The sequence below is a fragment of the Acinetobacter sp. YH12136 genome (assembly GCF_013418545.1).
Lineage (GTDB): Bacteria > Pseudomonadota > Gammaproteobacteria > Pseudomonadales > Moraxellaceae > Acinetobacter > Acinetobacter towneri.
Map to the genome: position 1 here is coordinate 19,987 of NZ_VPBV01000013.1, position 19,426 is coordinate 39,412.

The 19,426-nt window shown below is 41.8% G+C and carries 17 protein-coding genes and 1 pseudogene; 5 read left to right on the forward strand and 13 right to left on the reverse strand.

Annotated elements, in window-relative coordinates:
• The first annotated feature begins 23 nt into the window (after positions 1 to 23).
• Both rho and FTU71_RS07550 read left to right on the forward strand, forming a co-directional pair.
• Positions 24 to 1,292 carry a transcription termination factor Rho gene (rho, locus tag FTU71_RS07545; protein ID WP_004975162.1) on the forward strand — a complete coding sequence of 423 codons (1,269 nt, stop codon included), beginning with the start codon at positions 24 to 26 and terminating at the stop codon, positions 1,290 to 1,292.
• A 421-nt stretch (positions 1,293 to 1,713) separates the two neighbouring features.
• A complete protein-coding gene (locus FTU71_RS07550; RefSeq protein WP_131260745.1) occupies positions 1,714 to 2,013 on the forward strand; it encodes a hypothetical protein in 300 nt (99 codons plus the stop codon).
• A gap of 370 nt (positions 2,014 to 2,383) precedes the next feature.
• Here FTU71_RS07550 and FTU71_RS07555 read toward each other — a convergent pair whose 3' ends face one another.
• The 3 genes from FTU71_RS07555 to pheS form a co-directional block, all read right to left on the reverse strand.
• On the reverse strand, positions 2,384 to 2,680 hold the full coding sequence (locus tag FTU71_RS07555; RefSeq protein ID WP_004649746.1) for an integration host factor subunit alpha: 297 nt from the start codon (positions 2,678 to 2,680) through the stop codon (positions 2,384 to 2,386).
• A complete protein-coding gene (gene pheT, locus FTU71_RS07560) occupies positions 2,677 to 5,058 on the reverse strand; it encodes a phenylalanine--tRNA ligase subunit beta (RefSeq protein ID WP_104852457.1) in 2,382 nt (793 codons plus the stop codon). The genes FTU71_RS07555 and pheT overlap by 4 nt, the downstream gene beginning before the upstream one ends.
• 174 nt (positions 5,059 to 5,232) lie before the next feature.
• Entirely contained in the window at positions 5,233 to 6,213 is a 981-nt protein-coding gene (pheS, locus tag FTU71_RS07565) for a phenylalanine--tRNA ligase subunit alpha (protein ID WP_004975156.1), read from the reverse strand.
• A 159-nt stretch (positions 6,214 to 6,372) separates the two neighbouring features.
• Between pheS and FTU71_RS07570 the strand changes: the two genes are divergently transcribed.
• Complete coding sequence (locus FTU71_RS07570; RefSeq protein ID WP_179993934.1) at positions 6,373 to 7,401, forward strand: hypothetical protein; 1,029 nt, start codon at positions 6,373 to 6,375, stop codon at positions 7,399 to 7,401.
• A gap of 292 nt (positions 7,402 to 7,693) precedes the next feature.
• On the opposite strand, the gene rplT is transcribed toward FTU71_RS07570, so the two are convergent.
• Both rplT and rpmI read right to left on the reverse strand, forming a co-directional pair.
• Positions 7,694 to 8,053: a 50S ribosomal protein L20 gene (rplT, locus tag FTU71_RS07575; protein ID WP_004975153.1), complete on the reverse strand. Its 360-nt coding sequence runs from the start codon at positions 8,051 to 8,053 to the stop codon at positions 7,694 to 7,696.
• Positions 8,054 to 8,064: 11 nt separating this feature from the next.
• Positions 8,065 to 8,259 (reverse strand): 50S ribosomal protein L35, encoded by a 195-nt coding sequence (gene rpmI, locus FTU71_RS07580; protein WP_004975152.1) that lies wholly within the window; start codon positions 8,257 to 8,259, stop codon positions 8,065 to 8,067.
• Positions 8,260 to 8,599: 340 nt separating this feature from the next.
• Here rpmI and FTU71_RS07585 point away from each other — a divergent pair, with 340 nt between their 5' ends.
• Entirely contained in the window at positions 8,600 to 9,358 is a 759-nt protein-coding gene (locus FTU71_RS07585) for an energy transducer TonB (protein WP_180111774.1), read from the forward strand.
• A gap of 32 nt (positions 9,359 to 9,390) precedes the next feature.
• Here the strand turns inward: FTU71_RS07585 and FTU71_RS07590 are convergent, their stop codons facing one another.
• The 8 genes and pseudogenes from FTU71_RS07590 to FTU71_RS07625 form a co-directional block, all read right to left on the reverse strand.
• Positions 9,391 to 9,819 carry a YqaA family protein gene (locus tag FTU71_RS07590; RefSeq protein ID WP_004975149.1) on the reverse strand — a complete coding sequence of 143 codons (429 nt, stop codon included), beginning with the start codon at positions 9,817 to 9,819 and terminating at the stop codon, positions 9,391 to 9,393.
• An 8-nt stretch (positions 9,820 to 9,827) separates the two neighbouring features.
• Complete coding sequence (locus FTU71_RS07595; RefSeq protein WP_019836321.1) at positions 9,828 to 10,112, reverse strand: hypothetical protein; 285 nt, start codon at positions 10,110 to 10,112, stop codon at positions 9,828 to 9,830.
• A 72-nt stretch (positions 10,113 to 10,184) separates the two neighbouring features.
• Positions 10,185 to 10,802, reverse strand: coding sequence for a glutathione S-transferase N-terminal domain-containing protein (locus tag FTU71_RS07600; protein ID WP_019836320.1), 618 nt, complete (start codon positions 10,800 to 10,802; stop codon positions 10,185 to 10,187).
• 211 nt (positions 10,803 to 11,013) lie between these two features.
• The gene (gene infC / locus FTU71_RS07605) at positions 11,014 to 11,562 is read right to left on the reverse strand and encodes a translation initiation factor IF-3 (RefSeq protein ID WP_096902435.1); all 549 of its coding nucleotides are present in this window, start codon (positions 11,560 to 11,562) and stop codon (positions 11,014 to 11,016) included.
• Between the two features lie 5 nt (positions 11,563 to 11,567).
• Positions 11,568 to 13,490 (reverse strand): threonine--tRNA ligase, encoded by a 1,923-nt coding sequence (thrS, locus tag FTU71_RS07610; protein ID WP_004975142.1) that lies wholly within the window; start codon positions 13,488 to 13,490, stop codon positions 11,568 to 11,570.
• A gap of 188 nt (positions 13,491 to 13,678) precedes the next feature.
• Entirely contained in the window at positions 13,679 to 14,848 is a 1,170-nt protein-coding gene (locus FTU71_RS07615; protein WP_180111764.1) for an alanine racemase, read from the reverse strand.
• A gap of 58 nt (positions 14,849 to 14,906) precedes the next feature.
• Entirely contained in the window at positions 14,907 to 16,190 is a 1,284-nt protein-coding gene (locus FTU71_RS07620; protein WP_180111766.1) for a D-arabinono-1,4-lactone oxidase, read from the reverse strand.
• Between the two features lie 191 nt (positions 16,191 to 16,381).
• A pseudogene (locus FTU71_RS07625) lies at positions 16,382 to 18,099 on the reverse strand (neutral/alkaline non-lysosomal ceramidase N-terminal domain-containing protein).
• A 121-nt stretch (positions 18,100 to 18,220) separates the two neighbouring features.
• Between FTU71_RS07625 and FTU71_RS07630 the strand changes: the two are divergent.
• Positions 18,221 to 19,249, forward strand: coding sequence for an AraC family transcriptional regulator (locus FTU71_RS07630; protein ID WP_180037461.1), 1,029 nt, complete (start codon positions 18,221 to 18,223; stop codon positions 19,247 to 19,249).
• The last annotated feature ends 177 nt before the right edge of the window (positions 19,250 to 19,426 follow it).

Consider the following 19,426-nt stretch of genomic DNA (forward strand, 5'->3'; position numbering starts at 1 on the left):
ATTTTAATTCTATCAGAACCTCTATGAATTTAACCGAACTCAAGAAAAAACCGATTGGCGAACTCATCAAGATTGCCGAGTTTATGGGCCTTGAAGGAATGGCGCGTAACCGCAAGCAAGACATTATTTTTGCCATCTTAAAGCGCCATGCCATGAATGGTGAAGAGATTTTTGGTGATGGCGTTCTAGAAATTCTCTCTGATGGTTTTGGTTTCTTACGCTCAGCTGCAGGTTCATACCTTGCTGGCCCAGATGATATTTATGTCAGCCCTTCGCAAATTCGTCGCTTTAACCTGCGCACGGGTGACACCATTACAGGTACGATTCGTCCACCAAAAGAAGGCGAACGTTATTTTGCTTTGCTCAAAGTCAATCAAATTAACTATGACACCCCTGAAAATTCACGTAATAAAATCTTATTTGAAAACTTAACCCCGCTTTTCCCAACAGAACAGTTGGTGATGGAGTTAGGTAATGGAACAACTGAAGACTTAACTGCACGTGTGGTAGATTTGGTTGCGCCAATTGGTAAAGGTCAGCGTTCAATTATTGTGGCTCCGCCTAAAGCGGGTAAAACCATGTTGCTACAAAACATCGCTCAGTCGATTGTTCGTAACAACCCAGAAGTGTTCTTGATTGTACTTCTCATTGATGAACGCCCTGAAGAAGTGACTGAAATGGAACGCACCGTGCGCGGTGAAGTGATTGCATCAACATTTGATGAGTCACCTGCTCGTCACGTTCAAGTTGCAGAAATGGTCATTGAAAAAGCCAAGCGTTTAGTTGAACATAAAAAAGACGTGGTGATTTTACTGGATTCGATTACCCGTTTGGCACGCGCCTACAACACTGTCGTACCTTCTTCAGGCAAGGTTTTAACAGGTGGTGTTGATGCGCACGCTTTAGAACGTCCAAAACGCTTCTTTGGTGCTGCACGTAATATTGAAGAAGGTGGTTCACTCACCATTATTTCGACTGCACTGATTGAAACTGGCAGTAAAATGGATGAAGTGATTTACGAAGAGTTTAAAGGTACAGGCAACCAAGAGATTACCTTAGACCGTCGTATTGCAGAAAAACGTGTTTTCCCTGCCATGAACATCAAAAAATCAGGTACACGTCGTGAAGAGCGCTTAATGAGTGAAGATAATTTGCGTAAAGTTTGGATTTTGCGTAAATTGTTACACACTCAAGATGAATTGGCAGCAATGGAATTCTTGCTTGATCGCATGAAAGAAACCAAAACTAATGACGACTTCTTTGATCAAATGAAACGTAAAGCAGCCAATTAAACGGCTATAAATATTAGAACACCTAAAAAAGTCATCTTAAAACGATGGCTTTTTTATTTGGTTGACAAAATTTACATAAAGACACAATTGCACGCGGTATATGTAAACTTATTTTTAAGTAAATGATTATAAAAAAATATTTAGTAAAAACCTTTTAGTTTTTAGCCAGTTACCGTGCAACTCTCCAATCTAAAATGCCAAATTAATTGTTATTTTCTGTTAAAAAAGCACGTATTTTTCGCGTTTTTTTGCCTTTTTTTCAATCAACCTAGTAGCAATTCAAAAAGCGCAGTGATAGCATATTCGCAGACCAGTTAGACTGCGCCTGCGTTGTTAGTGCCTAACAAAATTTAGGAATAATAAAAGCATACAACAGACTAACGTCGGTTTTTTTTAATCTCATATTTTAGAGAGTGATGCCATGTTATTCAAAAAAATCGCTATTGCTGCTGCAGTTGCTACTACTTTAGCTTTCGTTGGTTGTGCTAAAAAAACTGAAGAAGCTGCTGCTGACGCTAACGCTGCTGCATCTGAAGCTGTTGTAGCTGCATCTGAAGCTGAAGCTGCTGCTGACGCTGCTGCTGTAGAAGTTGCTTCTGGCGCTGAAGCTGCTGTAGACGCTGCTACTGATGCTGCTGACACTGCTGCTGCTGCTGCAACTGACGCTGCTGATGCTGCTGTAGACGCTGCTGCTGCTGCTTCTGAAGCTGCTGCTCAATAATCGATACGATTATGCAGTACAAAAAGAGAGCCGATGGCTCTCTTTTTTATTTCTGAATATTTTGTCTAAAATTTATTTTACTCAGCACAATATCTCCAAATCGCTCAATCCATCTTTTTCAAGTAGATGATTCAGCATATAAAAGCATTTAACCAAAACACTTAACCCCATTCGGCATTTATTTCGATATAACCTTTTGGTTTCTCATCTCCACGCTCAATTCTTAGGTAGCGTCTTGTTCAGCTCTACAGTGTTTTCATTCATATCCATAGTTTGATTCAAGTCTCTCAATTGCAAGATCAATCACTATGTCTTGCTAAATCACAGCGTCTTTCTAAAATCTCTTTTAAAAAGCATAAAAAAAAGCAGATCAATCGATCTGCTCATTTCCCACACGCTGGCGGAATTTCTGCCCTGCGCGGAATGTGACTACACGGCGGGCTGAAATTGGAATTTCTTCGCCTGTTTTCGGGTTACGACCAGGTCGTTGACGTTTATCACGTAACTCGAAGTTCCCAAACCCTGAAAGTTTAACTTGCTCGCCAGAGATCAGTGCTTGGCTGATCTCATCAAAAAATAACTCGACCATTTGTTTCGCTTCACGGCGGTTTAAACTCGTGAGCTCACTTAAATGATCAGCCATTTCTGCTTTTGTTAATGCTGTCATGAAGCCCTCAATGTCGCTTGGTAAGTGTTTTCCAACACTTGCAGAATGTTATCCATACCAGATTTAATTTCAGCATCTTCAAGTGTACGTGTTGGATGTTGCCATAACAGAGCAAAAGCCAAAGAACGCTTGCCTTGTTCAACACCTTGTCCAGTATACACATCGAATAACCAAGTTGAGTCTAACAGCGCTCCACCCGTTTTTTCAATAAGTTGCTGAATTTCGCTTACATTTATCTTATCACTAATTAAAAGCGCAATATCACGTCTAACCGATGGAAAACGTGATAATTCTGTAAAATTAGATACATAAGTTTGCAAAACTGCTGTTTGATCGAGTTCTGCTACCCAAGCCGTGCCTAAATCCAGCTCATCTTCTAAAGATGGATGTAAACGACCAAAGTAACCAATAGACTGACCATCTACCAAAATTTCAGCAGATTGTCCAGGATGCAACCAAGTACGCTCTGAACGAACATACTCTACCTGCACACGACCTGCAGCTAAAATTTCTTCAATATCGCCTTTAAAATCGAAGAAATCCATAGGCTGAGCTTTAGCATGCCAAGATTCTGCATGTTTAGCACCCACCGCAATCAATGCCAAAGTTGGAATTTGCTTCAAGTCATGAATGCTTGCTGCATGTTGATAATCAAAACGTAAACCCAACTCAAAGAAACGCACACGGTTTTGTTGACGATTCACGTTGTACTGAACGCATGGAATTAAGCTGGATAACAACGTTGAGCGCATTACTGCCAAATCGCTTGAAATTGGATTCGCCAATGCCAACGGATTCACTGCAGGGTTTAATTGTTTTTCCAATTTTGCATCGGCAAAGCTAAAACTAATTGCTTCTTGATAACCTAAAGTCACTGCGGTTTGACGTAATTGCGCAACTTCAAACTGATCTTGGTATTTTGCTAATTGCACATCAATCACAGGCAAACTGATTTGAATGTTGTCATAACCGTGAATACGAGCAACTTCTTCAATTAAGTCTTGGTAAATTGCCATATCAAAACGATGTGATGGTGGTACAACGCTCCACTGACCTTCAGCTTGAACAGTAACTTCGCAGCCTAAACGAGTTAAAGCATCGGCAATAAATGTAGCATCAACGTGATAACCCAAGAGCTGATCGACTTGCGCTTGATTTAACGCAATTGCTTCACGTGTTGGCAATTGTGCTGCTTGTTCTGCCACTGTAATTGGACCAAATTCGCCGCCAGCAAATTCTGCAATCAGTTGTGATGCACGGTTCATCGCCAATAATGGCAATTCAAAATCGACACCACGTTCATAACGCTGTGAGGCATCGGTATGCAAACCATAACGACGTGCACGACCTGCGATATGCAATGGTGCAAAGAAAGCGGATTCAAGGAAAATTTCTGTGGTTTCATCACTTACCGCAGAAGATAAACCACCCATGATGCCCGCCATCGCCAATACTTTTGCGTCATCGGCAATCACCATCACATCATCTTGCAGCTCAACTTCTTGCTCGTTTAACAGCACCAATTTTTCTGCTGCAGTCGCTTGACGAACTTGAATGCCACCTTGAATTTTAGCACCATCAAAAGCGTGCATTGGCTGACCCAATTCAATCAAGACATAGTTGGTAATATCAACCAAAATACTGTGCTGACGGATACCTGAACGTGCCAACGCGCGCTCCATCCACTCAGGTGTAGCGGCTTTGGTATTTACATTTTTAATCACACGACCTAAATAACGTGGGCAGCCTTCCGTCAAACTTTGTACAGTTTTTTCATCCTGAATAGTTGCCGCTACTGCCTGAATGTCAGGTGTATTCACTGGCAATTGGTTAATCACCCCAATTTCACGGGCAATACCACGAATACTGAAACAATCACCACGGTTTGGAGTAATACTGATATCAATGACATGGTCATCTAGATCAAGATATTCACGTACATTCACACCTACAGGTGCATCTGCAGGCAGTTCCAATAAACCATCAAGTTTATCTTCAAGGTCAATTTCTGATGCGCCGCAGAGCATCCCTTGTGATTCCACACCACGCAGTTTGCCTTTTTTGATTTTAAAGTCGCCTGGCAATACCGCACCAATGGTTGCCACAGGTGCTTTCATACCTACACGCACGTTTGGCGCACCACACACAATCTGCAACGGCTCACCTGAACCAATATTTACCGTAGTCACACGTAAACGATCTGCATCTGGATGCTGTTCAACCGTTAAGACTTCACCCACCACAACGCCTGTAAATGGCTTTGCTGCTGGTGACATATCATCAACTTCTAGACCCAGCATCGTGAGTTGATTCGATAAAGTATCGCTGTCAATGGCTGGGTTAACCCACGTGCGTAGCCAATTTTCGCTAATTTTCATACATTCATTTCCTGAATCTCCCCTAACCCCTCTTTAACAAAGAGGGGAATTCCCACACTTCTATTTATTTCGCGTAAGTCCCCCTTTTACAAAGGGGGATTTAGGGGGATTTTTAAAATTTAAAAATAATCTCTTTTCCCTCTCCTAATTTTAGGAAAGGTTGTTTAAAAAGTTTTAAGCAAACTGGCGCAAGAAACGCACATCATTTTGGTAGAACATACGCAAGTCATTGATGCCATAACGCAACATCGCAAAACGCTCTACCCCTAAACCGAAGGCAAAACCTTTATATTTTTCTGGGTCGATGCCTGAAGCGCGTAACACGTTTGGATGCACCATGCCGCAGCCCAAAACTTCCAACCAGCGACCACGTTCATCCATAATATCCACTTCAGCACTTGGCTCTGTGAATGGGAAATAAGATGGGCGGAAACGTACTTTTAAGTCTTTTTCAAAGAATTCATTTAATAAGTTAATCAACAAACCTTTGAGTTCTGCAAAACTGGTATTTTCTGCGACGTATAAGCCTTCAATTTGATGGAACATCGGTGAGTGTGTTTGGTCTGAGTCACAGCGATACACACGACCTGGACAAACAATACGAATAGGCGGCTGTTGATTTTCCATGGTGCGAATTTGTACGCCCGACGTGTGGGTACGCAATAAATGATTCACATCAAAATAGAAAGTATCGTGCATGGCACGCGCAGGGTGATGTCCTGGAATATTCAACGCTTCAAAGTTGTGATAGTCATCTTCAACTTCTGGGCCCGTTGCCACGGTAAAACCTGCTTTGGTAAAGAATTGGCAAATACGTTCCTGTACCTGCGTAACTGGGTGAATACTGCCGATGCTTTGACCACGACCTGGCAAAGTAATATCAACGGTTTCATTCGCCAGTTTTTGTGCCAAAGCCGCTTGTTGTAATTCAGTTTGACGCGCAGTTAATGCCGCATTGATTGCTTCACGCACAGCATGAATTTGTGCACCAAATTCTTTACGCTGTTCAGGGTCCATTTTACCCAGTGCTTTGGATTGTTCCGCAAGCTGGCTTTTTTTCCCCGTAAATTGCACTCGCACCTGGTCGAGTGTAGCAAGGTCCTCTGCTGCTGCAATTGCAGCGAGCGCTTCATTGGTCAGGGCTTCCAGTGACATAGTAACTCTCAAAAGCAACAATTTAGAAATAATTTAAAAACCCCGTATTCTAACAGTTTTTAGTCGCTTTGATGAAGCTTCGATGTAATGAAAATTAGATTAGCATCTTGAAATACAAAAAGTATAAGATAAAGCCAATCACCACGAGATCTCAACATTATGGCGCTCGATCAGATTTGGAAACAGCAACTTGCCCTTGTGACTTATGGCAATGAATATTTGGCTCAAGATTTAAGTTTTAATCATTGGCTCAAGCATCAAGTGTTTAACCAGCATCAAATTCAGTTTCGTGATTTATTGTCACAACATTTACTGGCACAACACTTTCAAATCTGGTTAGAGCATCTTAAACAACAAGGTGTGCGACGTTTAAGCCTACATCAGGCAAGTATTTTAAATGATGAAAAAAACCCCAATCCAAATGTAGAGTTATTGCCTTTTGCACACTTTATTGTGAGTCACGAGGCACAGCACAAATCTGCTTGGATTTTCGGAAAAGAGCTTGCAGAATGGTATACCGCAGAACAAGATTATATGGCGCCTGTTTCCCAACAGAGCGAGCTACGTCAAGAAGTCATGTGGCGTTATCAATTAAATCACAAACTTGCCAGACAGCTCGATACAGATTTTGCCTCTCCAAACTGGGATGAAATTGATCGCTTTATTCGCTCCGAGTTATTTTTAAATCCTTGTGCTACAGAGTTTGTTGAACCAGAGCAAAGCGCTAAACCTTATTTCGGTGTAGATCTTACTCAAAACGCAACTGAAAGCATGTACCCAACTTTGGCGTTAATTCCCGCAGACTACCCTGCTGCCTATGCACATCAGATGCTGTATCGTTTAGATGCACTGGATCAACACATTCAGAATAAAATCCAGCATCATTATCATGCCGATGGCACAGAACTTGAACCAAGCGAACAACTCAATTTACGTCATTTTTCTCAGAAACTTGAAGATTTACACGCCAAATTTATCACCAAGGTTGCGAACCATTATCAGACCGCACAGCTCACGCCAGTGCAAACACCTGATCCTTTTGAATCAACGCCTAGCCAAGTACAAAACATCGCTTCACCACAAATACCAACACCTGCAGCTACGCATAAAGTGGGTACATCTGCCGTGATTAAACTGATTTTAATGACTGTGGTTATTTGTGCAGCTGCCTATTATTTTGGTTTATAAGCTTAGGGGCTGTTGACAATTCGTCTATGTTTGCGACAACGCATATTTTTTAGCTGATATAAGGCATGGGACAGGAAATTTAGTCATTCTAAATGACCGGCACATAACGCAATAACAGCAAAAAATATGCTTGTCCTTCGCTGCGCCTTCCGCTGCAAACAAAGCAGTGCTTGTTTTTGCTCAGGCTGTGGCTAAAAATTTCTCAGATTGAGTTATGAAACTTGGCAGAGACCCTAAATTTCAGGCATAAAAAAAGACCGCAAATGCGGTCTTTCTTTTAAGTCATAAAGACTTATGCAGCTAATGCATCTTTAGCTTTTGTAGCTAAAGCAGCAAATGCAACTGCGTCATGCATAGCGATGTCAGCAAGTACGCGACGGTCGATAATCACTTGTGCTTTTTTCAAGCCAGCGATCATACGGCTGTACGATAAACCATTTTGACGAGCGCCCGCATTGATACGCGCAATCCATAAAGCACGGAATTGACGTTTCTTTTGACGACGGTCACGGTAAGCGTATTGACCTGCTTTGATTACCGCTTGGAACGCTACGCGATATACGCGTGAACGAGCACCATAGTAACCTTTAGCACGAGCAAGAATTTTTTTATGACGGCGATGAGCCTGTACACCACGTTTTACACGAGCCATTTATAATCTCCTTAGATGTATGGGCACATAGCACGAACAGCAGCAACGTCACTCACGTGAACCATTACACAGCCGCGCAATTGACGGATACGTTTAGCAGATTTTTTGGTCAAAATGTGGCGTTTGAACGCTTGTTTACGCTTGAAACCGTTAGCAGTCGCTTTGAAACGTTTAGCTGCACCACGGCGAGTTTTTAACTTAGCCATAACAACCTCTTTAAACACCTGTTCGGCACGTCTGCACCATTGCAAAAACGACCTGCAGGTAAGGGAGCGAGTATTCTAAAGCATCTTTGCTTAAAACAAAAGCATATTGGCTAAATAAAAAATGATCATTACCTCACTCATTTGCCGTAATTCAACTCAGGAAAAAATACTGGAATTGTGAACACCCACTACAATTCAAAATAAAGCTAAAGCTCTGTCAAAAATTGTGCAGATCAACACCCTAAAAACTTGCAATAAGTTGCGGATTACCCTTGCGATTATTCACAATTCCATCAATACTTCGCCTCGTCTTGTGTGAGATAAAAAAGACCGTAATATGATGAAAACATCTTTATATATAACTCTATTGCTTGGACTCAGTGCGACGCATCTTTTTGCAAAACCACCGCAGCAGAAATCGACACCAAAAGCCACACTCGAAGTACAAAAAAGTGCTGCCTTGCCTGCTCATCTCACCACACGCTTAGCATGGCGCAAGTTTCCACAACCCAAATATAAAAATGAAGATTTAAATCAACAAAACCGAGCTGCAATTGTGCGTATTTATGCAGATGAAACCGGCAAAATCAGTCAAGCCACTATTCAAGAAAGTACAGGGCTGAAAAAATTAGATGATGCCTTATTACAAGCGGTTCGCACTGCTGAAATTCAACCGACCTATGTAGAAGATACTGCCGTACCGACCATTGGTTTTCAAAGCTTTAATTTAAGATTTCAGGATAACCAGCACGAAGATTGCCAGTTTGATTTTCAATCTAAACAATGGTTAGCACAGCAACAACAGCAAAAAGTTCAATTTAAGTATCGTCATCAACCACAATTAAACCTAAGTGCGGAAGATTTAAAAAATCACTCACGCAAGTTAAAGTTTCAACTCAAAGTGAATAAGCATGGCGAAGTGAAACGTGTGAAATTGACACAAGGTTCGGGACAATACGCGCTTGATCAACAAGTTTTAGCTGCAGTGAAAGCTGCTCAAGTAGATGTACCGCGTCAATTTTGGCTGTATAAAAAGTCAAAATTAAAAGATGAAATTTATTTTGATTTAAACACGTGTGGTACACAAGAACAGTCATAAGTGTACATGGGGACAGTAAAGCGGTGGTTGGCTTAAACCCATGTATAAACAAAATAAATAAACAGATAACGCCCGATTTTGGCTAGACTCACCATCAACACAAAACGGGCAAAATGTTCTTTCATTAAACCTGCAATCAGCGTAATTGGATCACCAATAATCGGCACCCAACTGAGCAGTAAAGACCAAAACCCATATTTGGCGTAGGTGTGCTGTGCTTTTTCTAATTGTGTAGCCGAAACAGGAAACCACTTTTTATCTTTATAATGTTCGATCTTGAGTCCCAAATACCAGTTCACACAAGAACCTAAAATATTACCTAGACTGGCAATGCTAATCAGCCAAATGGGGGCATAACTGCCTTCATATAACAGCCCCAACAACACGGCTTCGGACTGTAAAGGCAATAAAGTGGCCGCACCAAATGCAGATAAAAATAAACCAAATAGCGTCCAAAGCATAGACTATTTTAAAGCCCTAAAGCCCGTTTGGTTTTACGATATTCCCAGTTCGCCCAAACAATACTGAGTAAAATAAGTGCCGCACGTGCCCATGTATAACGCTGGGTAATAGGCTCAATGGCAGCACGTAAAACCTGCTGATCTGTGCTATTTAAAGCCGCGATCATATTCTGCACATGAAATGCTTCAACCACAAATAAGATCAAGCAAGACACAATGCCTAAAATAATGCTCCAATACACTTTGGCATTTTTTTCAACAATCTTGGTAAAGTTTAAAAAAAATTCTTGCATAACCCATCCAATAAAAAAACCACCTGAAAAAGTGAGGTATCAGGTGGCTGGCATCTTAGCATAAAAGTAGATTTAAACTTGAATCGCGAGTGCTTTCTGCACCGCAGGGCGCGCAGTCAGACGTGTAATATAGTCTTGTACATAAGGATAATCTTCCAACGAAATATTTTGCCAGTCATGACGTAACGCCCACGGCAAAATAGCCATATCAGCAATTGAATACTCACCTGCCACGTATTTTTGCCCCATCAACTGCTTATTTAACACACCATACAAACGCTTGGATTCATTGATATAGCGTTCAATCGCATAAGGAATTTTCTCTGGTGCATAACGGCTAAAATGATGATTCTGTCCTAACATTGGACCAAAACCACCCATTTGCCACATGAGCCACTGCTCAACTTCCACACGTTCTTGCTCATCGTTAGGGTAGAACATGCCTGTTTTTCGCCCAAGATATTGCAAAATTGCACCCGACTCAAACACAGAGATTGGCTCACCACGTGGGCCGTTCTGATCGACAATTGCAGGAATTTTATTATTGGGCGAAATTTTTAAAAAATCTGGCTGAAATTGATCATCTTCTGAAATATTGATGGGGAAAATTTGATATTCCAAGCCCATTTCTTCTAATGCAATTGTAATTTTATGACCGTTGGGCGTACCCCAATAATATAAATCAATCATGTTTTATCCTTCATTACTTTTTTTGCTTTTTGACCAGCATTCTTCTACTGCGGTTTTAGTTATAGCATGTTTTTAAGCGTTTGTTGCGTGTCGCTGCGTAGAGTTTTTTTATCGAATGGCATATCTCATAAACATGAAACATAGATGCTCACTTTCATCACGCAAAAAAAAGCACCGCCAAGGTGCAGTGCTTCTTTTGTTCAAGATGGGATTACTTTTTCTTTTTAGGACCAAGCAACATACCCATTTGACGACCTTCCATTTTTGGTGCTTGTTCAACTACACCATATTCAATTACATCTGCTTCAACTTTTTGCAATTGAGCCAAACCTAACTGTTGGTGAGCCATTTCACGACCACGGAAGCGTAAAGTGATTTTTACCTTGTTCCCTTCTTCAAGGAATTTGATAATTGCACGTAATTTTACGTTGTAATCACCAACATCAGTCGCAGGGCGGAGCTTGATTTCTTTCACCTGTACTTGATGCTGTTTTTTCTTCGCTTCTTTCTGCTTTTGCTTTAGATCAAACAAATGCTTGTTAAAGTCCATGATTTTGCACACCGGTGGTTCGGCATTTGCCACAATTTCCACCAAGTCAAGGTCAACGCTTTCTGCTGCGCGTAATGCATCAGCCAAGCTTACAATACCTTTTTGCTCACCATTTTCGTCTACAAGACGGACTTCTTTTGCACGAATTTCATCATTCAAAGCAGGACGGTTAGATTTTCCGCCCTGTTGATTACGGTCAGGCTGTTTAATCGCTGTTACTCCACAATATACCGGCCGCGTTCTGCGACGGCTGTTTTCACTAGGTCAATGAAAGCATCAATTGACATAGTACCCAAATTTGTTCCTGAGCGAGTACGGACGTTTACCGTTCCTTCTTCCACTTCACGGTCCCCAAGTACCAGTAAGTATGGAATACGCTCTAATGTACGCTCACGAATCTTAAAGCCGATTTTCTCATTTCTCAAGTCAGAAATAGCACGAATACCGTTTTCTTTAAGTTTTGCGACGACCTGTTCACTTGCAGCAGCTTGTGAATCGGTAATATTCATGACACAAGCTTGCACTGGCGCTAACCATGGTGGCATAAAGCCTGCATAGTGCTCAATAAGTATACCAATAAATCGTTCAAAGCTGCCAAGAATTGCGCGGTGCAACATTACAGGCTGATCACGATCATTGTCTTCAGTGACATAAGATGCCTCTAAACGCTCAGGCAAGTTAAAGTCACACTGAATTGTACCACATTGCCACACACGACCTAAGCAGTCTTTCAGTGAGAATTCAATTTTCGGACCGTAGAACGCACCTTCACCCGGTTGTAACTCCCATTCCAGACCTGCAGCATCCAAAGCATCTGCCAAAGATTTTTCTGCCATATCCCAAAGTGCATCATCTCCCACACGTTTTTCAGGACGTGTAGACAGTTTCATTTGCACCTCTTCAAAACCGAAATCTTTATAAACATCTAAAGTCAGTTTGATGAAGTCTGCAACTTCTGGCCCAATTTGTTCTTTGGTACAGAAAATGTGGGCATCGTCTTGAGTAAAGCCACGTACGCGCATAATGCCGTGCAGTGAACCTGATGGCTCGTTACGGTGACATGAACCAAATTCTGCCAGACGAATTGGCAAATCACGATACGACTTTAGCCCTTGGTTAAAGACTTGTACGTGACATGGGCAGTTCATTGGTTTTACTGCATAGTTACGGTTTTCAGAATGGGTAGTGAACATATTGTCTGCGTAGTTGGCAGCATGTCCTGATTTTTCCCATAGCGTGAAATCGACCACTTGCGGGGTACGAATTTCTAGGTAACCGTTGTCTTGTTGTACTTTACGCATGTACTGCTCAAGTACTTGGTAAATCGTCCAGCCATTTGGATGCCAGAACACCATGCCTGGTGCTTCTTCTTGCATATGGAACAAGTCCAAAGCTTTACCAATTTTACGGTGGTCACGCTTTTCTGCTTCTTCAATACGTTTGATATACGCTGCGAGCTGTTTTTTGTCCGCCCAAGCCGTACCATAAATACGTTGTAACTGTTCGTTTTTCGCATCACCGCGCCAATAAGCGCCTGAAATTTTGGTGAGTTTGAACGACTTTAAGAATTTAGTGTTTGGAACGTGTGGACCTCGACACATATCCAAATAGTCTTGATGATAGTACAAGCCCATTTGGGTTTCGTTTGGCATGTCTGCAATCAAACGTAATTTATATTCTTCGCCACGCGCTGTAAATTCTGCAATTACTTCATCACGCGGGGTCATTTTTTTCACAACATCATAATCTTGGTCGATGAGCTTTTTCATACGCTCTTCGATTGCTGCCAAATCATCTAACGTAAATGGACGAGGCATCCAGATGTCATAGTAGAAACCTTCTTCAATGACAGGGCCAATCACCATTTTCGCTTCAGGAAAAAGCTGTTTTACCGCATGCCCCACCAAGTGCGCACATGAGTGACGGATAATCTCTACGCCTTCTTCATCTTTAGGCGTAATAATTTGTAGGGTTGCGTCTTCGGTAATTAAATCGCAGGCATCGACCAAACGATCATTCACACGTCCAGCAACTGTATTTTTGGCAAGACCCGGACCGATGCTTTGAGCAACTTCCATCACAGATACGGCTTGATCAAACTGTTTTTGATCGCCATTTGGCAAAGTGATAATAGGCATAGATAAAAATCCTTAAGGAGTGATGCCCCGTACCATGGAGCATATCACCGCGAGATTATGATTAAGGGAGACCCTCAAAAGATAAAAACGGTGTATAAATAAAAAGCGCCTTAAATTTTACACGGCTTGCGTACAGGTTTAAACCTTTGTGTACTAAAAAAGCCAAAGAATCGGCATTTCAGCTGTTTTTATTCCCTAAAGGTTGCCCACGGCGTGAATTGTCCATGTTGATAGGCATACACCGCTTCAAACTGTGGCAACACCGCCTCACTCTGTTGCGGGCGTAAAAATACATAATCATCTATTTGGATGCGATGCTGTTTGGGTACTTGAATCAACTCTTGATTGCTACTGCGTCCGTATAAAGCATGTGGATGACTGCTCTCAGGATAAACATAATCTGCCATCCAATAGCCACCATAAACAAAAACGGCTTGATTGGATTGTGGCAAATAGGACTGCAAACGATCTAAGCCTGGCACTAGTACCGCAGCCAATACCTTTAAAACAGGTGTTGCAATCCACAAAGCCGATTGCAAATCTGACAAGATTTTTAAATCAAAATCACTGGGTTTAAGCAACATCGAACCAAAAGCCAGATCATTACATTCACTGTGCTGACAATGCTGCATAAATGTCAGGCTACCACCACCGTTAAAACACAAGTCATCCTGCCACAACTTTGGAAAATGATGCTGAATCAGTTGTTTATAATTTCTATATTGCTGCTGTGAGTGTTGATAGGCTTTGGCTTGTGCATGAAATACATTTGGTAATTTCACCACATGCGCATCGTACCCCATCAAACCTGACAGTTTTAAATGTTGTGGATGCTGCTGAATCAATTCCAGCATTTGCATAAATCCAGCATGATCTTGCGCCCCACCACGATGCAAACCGATATCAATTTCAAGATTAATATTCAAACAAAGCTGGCGTTGTTGTGCCAAATGTAAATACTGTTGTAAACGTGCAGGTTGATCAACCAACCATTGTAAATGCAATTGGATATTCTCAGCAGACGCCATCACCTGCTGATAAAAAGCATCTACCGCACGTATTGGCATTGGCTTGCCAAACAGTACATCTGCTTGTGGAAAGTGCTGCATCACTTCATACAAATGTGGCAGATGAAACAACATAAAACGCTGCGTATTCAGACTTTGGCTTGCGTGTTGCAATATCTCCAAACACGCTAGCGATTTCACCACCAGTCGTGGTTGCAACCGTGCAGGCAAATGGTCTGCAACATAATCCAAGTTATGCTGAAAACGTGCCATATCCACAATCAGTTGCGGTGTTCCTGTACCCTGTTGCTGCAAACTGTGGGTGAGTTGCTGAAAATAATCACTTTGCATGTCACGCTCCCTAATTGAATGCTCTTATTTTGCGATTGCTTGAGTTGTTTATTGAACATCACGCTGCACTCAAACTTGGAATCGTGAAAATTTGTCTTAAATATGGATTAATCCATTTTTGCTGTGGATCAAGCTGCTCACGAAGTTGCATAAAATCATCCCATTTTGGATATAAGTCACGTAATTGATCCGCTTGCATACTGTGCAATTTGCCCCAATGTGGACGTCCCTGATATTTTTGTAAAATCGGTTCGACCCATTTAAAAATATGTTGGCAATCTTGTTTATAAAATTGGTGGATTGAAATAGACACCGAATCCCGTCCATAAAAAGGACTCAGCCAAATATCATCGCCTTTGACATAGCGAAACTCGATTGGGAAAAACATGGCGACACGCTGTTGTTTCAAAACCGCCAATAATTCTTCTAAACACGCCAAACCTTGCTCGGCAGGCAATTGGTATTCCATTTCGTTAAATTTGGTATTGCGTGGCGTTGGGAAAATTTGACTCGACCAATCGACATGAGTACTCGGTTTGATAAACACGCCCAACAAAGATTGTAAATACGGATTTAACTGTGGAAAAACACGGGTTATTTCCGAACAAAAATTTAATAAACGGTCTTCTGATAACCAATGTTGCGGACGAGGATCCGTCAATCCTCGGCTCTCATCTAAGGTTTTTAAAATCACCTGATCACTGTGTAAAAATGCCCAAAACTCAATATGCCGATGTTGATGCTTCCAACGGTCTATATATTGATAAATATCACTCAAGGCACATAAACGTAGCTGCTCTTTGAGTTTATAGCGCGAACGGTTTTGTAAAGTGATTTTGGTCATCACCCCAAAACTGCCCAGCGCGACCCGACCTGCCTGAAAAATTTCAGCATTGTGTTCAGGTGAACATTGCAACACCTCACCCTCTGCTGTGAGCAGTTCAAAATCAGTCACCAAAGCCGATAGACAAGGTAAATCCACACCTGTGCCATGTGTTCCTGTTGCAACCACACCTGCCAAACTCTGATGATCAATATCGCCCTGATTTTGCAGCGCCTGATGAATCGGAGCTAGACATTCACCCAGTTTGTACAGCCGAGTCCCTGCATGTAAGGTGCATTGCTGCTTTTGTGCATTAAATTGATGCACCCCCTGAATATGATCTAAATTCACCATCACATCATCGGTTGTGGCTAAGGGGCTAAAGGAATGCCCTGCTCCGACCATTCTAATTTTGTCGTGCTTTCGCACAATTTTTTTCAGTTCATCTACATTTTTCGGCTGTAAAAAGTCTGGATAGGCTGTTTGCTTTCCAGACCAGTTACTCCAACGCTGTTTCATAATCCTTCCTTTTTCTGCGTGGCATTTATTTTTATTGCAGTTTGTTTTGCGTTACTTTTTAAAGTACCGCATTAAAAAAATAGAGACACATGGATGAGATAAATGACCTCTCTATCCATATTGATTTAGATTAACCTCCTGACTAGTACATGATTTAGAATATGTTTCACATGGAACAATGTATAAAAAAACTACAATTCATTTAGCGCATTAGCTTTCAAACTGTCACGATATGTTCTTTTTTCTAATTCATCCAAAGGTACAGCGGGCGGTAATAACGATGCTGTATCGCGTTGTGGAATAGGCAAATTCAATTGCTCTGCGAAATATTGAAATTTAGTTTGCAACGCTGCCAAAGTCCACTGTCCATATAAAGTGTGACCACCTTCATAGGCTTGTTGTTGATATTCCTCGAAGGTGGTCACATAGCCCATATAATCATTGCAATATGAAGCCAACCATACTTTTTGAGTCGATTCCAATTCTTGTTGTACGGTTACTTTGAGCCGCTTAGCTGCAACAGTAGTAATTTCCCCAGGACAGCACAGCAAGGTTAAGTCGCCAATTTTAATTAATTGTAATGGCACTACATTCGGTACCAACAAGCTATGATCAATTGTGCCTACACTGGCCTGCTTGTTCATTTCTGCAATCAGTTTGTCTAAAAATTTAGGATAATGATTCAGTGGCTTGCCAAAAATGGTTTTAGAACCACATTCCAGCACAATATCTTTGGGGCCTTGTGAGGCATATAGCTGTTGATAATAGGTATAATCTGCGGCTTGAGGATTACTCAACTTTTTCTTTTTCACTCGCTGCGCTAACCATTGCATACCTTTAAAAATCGGTTGTGCCACACCTGCACCATCTACAGGTGTTCCTGCAAAAAATGCTGCACCATGACAGGCTGCACTGGTTTTTGCATCTGTTTGCCCCATCGCAAATTCAACTGGAATTTCAATATTGCTTAAATCGACATAATGGCACACAGCATCTAAAGCTCCCATTAACGGCGTACCTCTATGTGCCAAAGCTTTCAGTGCCAATTCACTTTGATAGCGACCATTTTGCTGTGTATATTCGTATTCTTTTTCATCGCGCATTGCAGCACGTACCTGTGACTGCTCAGGGCCATGATAATGTGGAGAAACATCACCCGCTGCGGCTTGGGCAAAAATTGCCACAGGATTTTTGACCCCACGTTGTTGCAGTGCACGCTCGGTACAAAGTGCGGCATAACCTTTGTTATCACCATCATGAGCGCTTAAACGACTGCTTAAACAGGTAGCATGCACCCCAAATAAAGAAAAAACTGCCTGTAAATTACCTTCGCGATAAAAACCAAGCAATTGCATATCACGATCTAAGGCCAAATGTGCCTGTTCCAGCGTTCTACGAGATACATCAGGATTACGGTTATACGCTGTTAAAGAGCGATTCCATGCCACTGGCGTTTCTTCTGCAAAACGACCATTGCTCATATAAATATCGGTTTTTGCTGGGTCGCCAAAGCTTTGAGCACACTGCCCACAATCGCATCGACCACTGCATTTAAATGTTCAGGCACAAAACCAGGTGTGGGCATATTGTACAACGCTTCATGTGCACAACCGCCAGGTGCAGAATGAGTATGCGTTGCCATCAATACCAAACGCTGCGGCTGAAAACGCTCCCCCAGTTTACGCTGTAAACGCTGTATCGCTAAATGACGCATGGCATAGGTCACACACCCCATATCCAGACAGCAAAAAATTAATAAGTCATTGTCTAAGGTTTGAATACAAATACTGCGGGCAAATAAAGCTGTTCGTTGTTCATAGGCACGATGTTTCCAGTTGCCATAACCAAACATGGCAAGCCCTTTTGGCTGAATATGAATTTCCTGTTTATCCCAACCCACCAAATACATTGCAATCGTATTCCTTTTCATCTATACAATCAGTCATGACGCTGATCAACGCCATTAAACAAAATTGCATCACGGCAAATAAGGGTCAAAGCGACAATGGCATGGGGGGATAATCGGACTTATGTCAGCAACTTCAAACTACTTGCTGCAGCACGTGCCGCCTGCCTTATTGTCAGGTCTGATTCATTACGCCAAAGAACAACAGATCCCCTATCAACCATGGTTTCAGGGAATTTCTCAAGATCTTGATCAAATCGTCCAAGGCAATGGTTTTGTTTCATTTCAAGATATTTGCAAAGTGGTGACACGCGCCCTGCAAGACACTCAATGTGCACATTTAGGCTTAGAAATTGGACGTGACAAGGGGCTGATTTCCATAGGCATGCTCGGTTTTGCCATGGTGTCCAGTCAAAATGTTGTAGAAGCCTTACAGACAGGACTGCAGTACCATCCCATTTCAGGCAGTGTGATGGATTTGGAGTACGATTTTTCCTCGACCTCTCCTACACTGGTGATGAAAGAGCGTTATCCCACGGGGAACTTACTGCGCTTTTTTTGCGATGAAGTCCTCTCCAGTATTGTTAGCTGCTTAGACGTCATGCTTGGCAATCATCAAGATTTGGTCGAAGTGCATTTTAGTTTTGCCCAACCCGACTATTTAGAGGCTTATCAGGTGCATTATCAATGTCCTCTGCACTTTTCATCATACATGAATGCTTTGGTGTTCCGACCAGAGATTTTAGGACGCCAAATTAAAACCTCTAGTGCCGCCAATTACAGCACCGCCCTGCGTGTCTGCCAACAAGCGTATCAGGATATGCAGGCGATTAATCAACAGCAATATGCACACGTGTTGAGTTATCTAATCGAACAGCATTTACCTCAGCACTTTGATATGCACCAAGCGGCACAACATTTTCAAATGAGCGAAAGACATTTACGCAGACAATTACTTGCCGAAGGCTGCAACTTCCAAAACCTGCGCCAACACGTTTTGGAAAATAAAGCCAAACAACTGCTACAACAGCCTTTGAGCATGACTGAAATTAGCCAACAACTTGGCTTTAGTGAATTACGCGAATTTCGACGTGCATTTAAGCGTTGGACAGGTCTCAGCCCATCACTCTATAAAAGCCAAATGACAGAATAAGTTAATATTTTCCAATAAGCTACTATTTTTATTGAATAAAAAATAGCTGCTAAATTTTACTTAAACTATTTTTTAAATGTACTTACAAGCGATTCAAAATAAAAACAACAGATTTTCGACTAAAGCATAACTGCAAAGCTGCCATAAAATCCCTATCTTTTTAAGTTGGATAAAATA

Excerpts from the sequence above, each read along its gene's own strand:
- pheS (WP_004975156.1), bottom strand. The coding sequence starts at position 6,213 with ATGTCACTGGAAGCCCTGACCAATGAAGCGCTCGCTGCAATTGCAGCA.
- rplT (WP_004975153.1), bottom strand. The coding sequence starts at position 8,053 with ATGGCTCGTGTAAAACGTGGTGTACAGGCTCATCGCCGTCATAAAAAA.
- FTU71_RS07555 (WP_004649746.1), bottom strand. The coding sequence starts at position 2,680 with ATGACAGCATTAACAAAAGCAGAAATGGCTGATCATTTAAGTGAGCTC.
- thrS (WP_004975142.1), bottom strand. The coding sequence starts at position 13,490 with ATGCCTATTATCACTTTGCCAAATGGCGATCAAAAACAGTTTGATCAA.
- FTU71_RS07570 (WP_179993934.1), top strand. The coding sequence starts at position 6,373 with ATGGCGCTCGATCAGATTTGGAAACAGCAACTTGCCCTTGTGACTTAT.
- FTU71_RS07630 (WP_180037461.1), top strand. The coding sequence starts at position 18,221 with ATGTCAGCAACTTCAAACTACTTGCTGCAGCACGTGCCGCCTGCCTTA.
- FTU71_RS07590 (WP_004975149.1), bottom strand. The coding sequence starts at position 9,819 with ATGCTTTGGACGCTATTTGGTTTATTTTTATCTGCATTTGGTGCGGCC.
- FTU71_RS07620 (WP_180111766.1), bottom strand. The coding sequence starts at position 16,190 with ATGAAACAGCGTTGGAGTAACTGGTCTGGAAAGCAAACAGCCTATCCA.
- FTU71_RS07600 (WP_019836320.1), bottom strand. The coding sequence starts at position 10,802 with ATGATTGATTTATATTATTGGGGTACGCCCAACGGTCATAAAATTACA.
- FTU71_RS07615 (WP_180111764.1), bottom strand. The coding sequence starts at position 14,848 with ATGCAAAGTGATTATTTTCAGCAACTCACCCACAGTTTGCAGCAACAG.
- rpmI (WP_004975152.1), bottom strand. The coding sequence starts at position 8,259 with ATGGCTAAGTTAAAAACTCGCCGTGGTGCAGCTAAACGTTTCAAAGCG.
- rho (WP_004975162.1), top strand. The coding sequence starts at position 24 with ATGAATTTAACCGAACTCAAGAAAAAACCGATTGGCGAACTCATCAAG.
- FTU71_RS07585 (WP_180111774.1), top strand. The coding sequence starts at position 8,600 with ATGAAAACATCTTTATATATAACTCTATTGCTTGGACTCAGTGCGACG.
- FTU71_RS07550 (WP_131260745.1), top strand. The coding sequence starts at position 1,714 with ATGTTATTCAAAAAAATCGCTATTGCTGCTGCAGTTGCTACTACTTTA.
- pheT (WP_104852457.1), bottom strand. The coding sequence starts at position 5,058 with ATGAAAATTAGCGAAAATTGGCTACGCACGTGGGTTAACCCAGCCATT.
- FTU71_RS07595 (WP_019836321.1), bottom strand. The coding sequence starts at position 10,112 with ATGCAAGAATTTTTTTTAAACTTTACCAAGATTGTTGAAAAAAATGCC.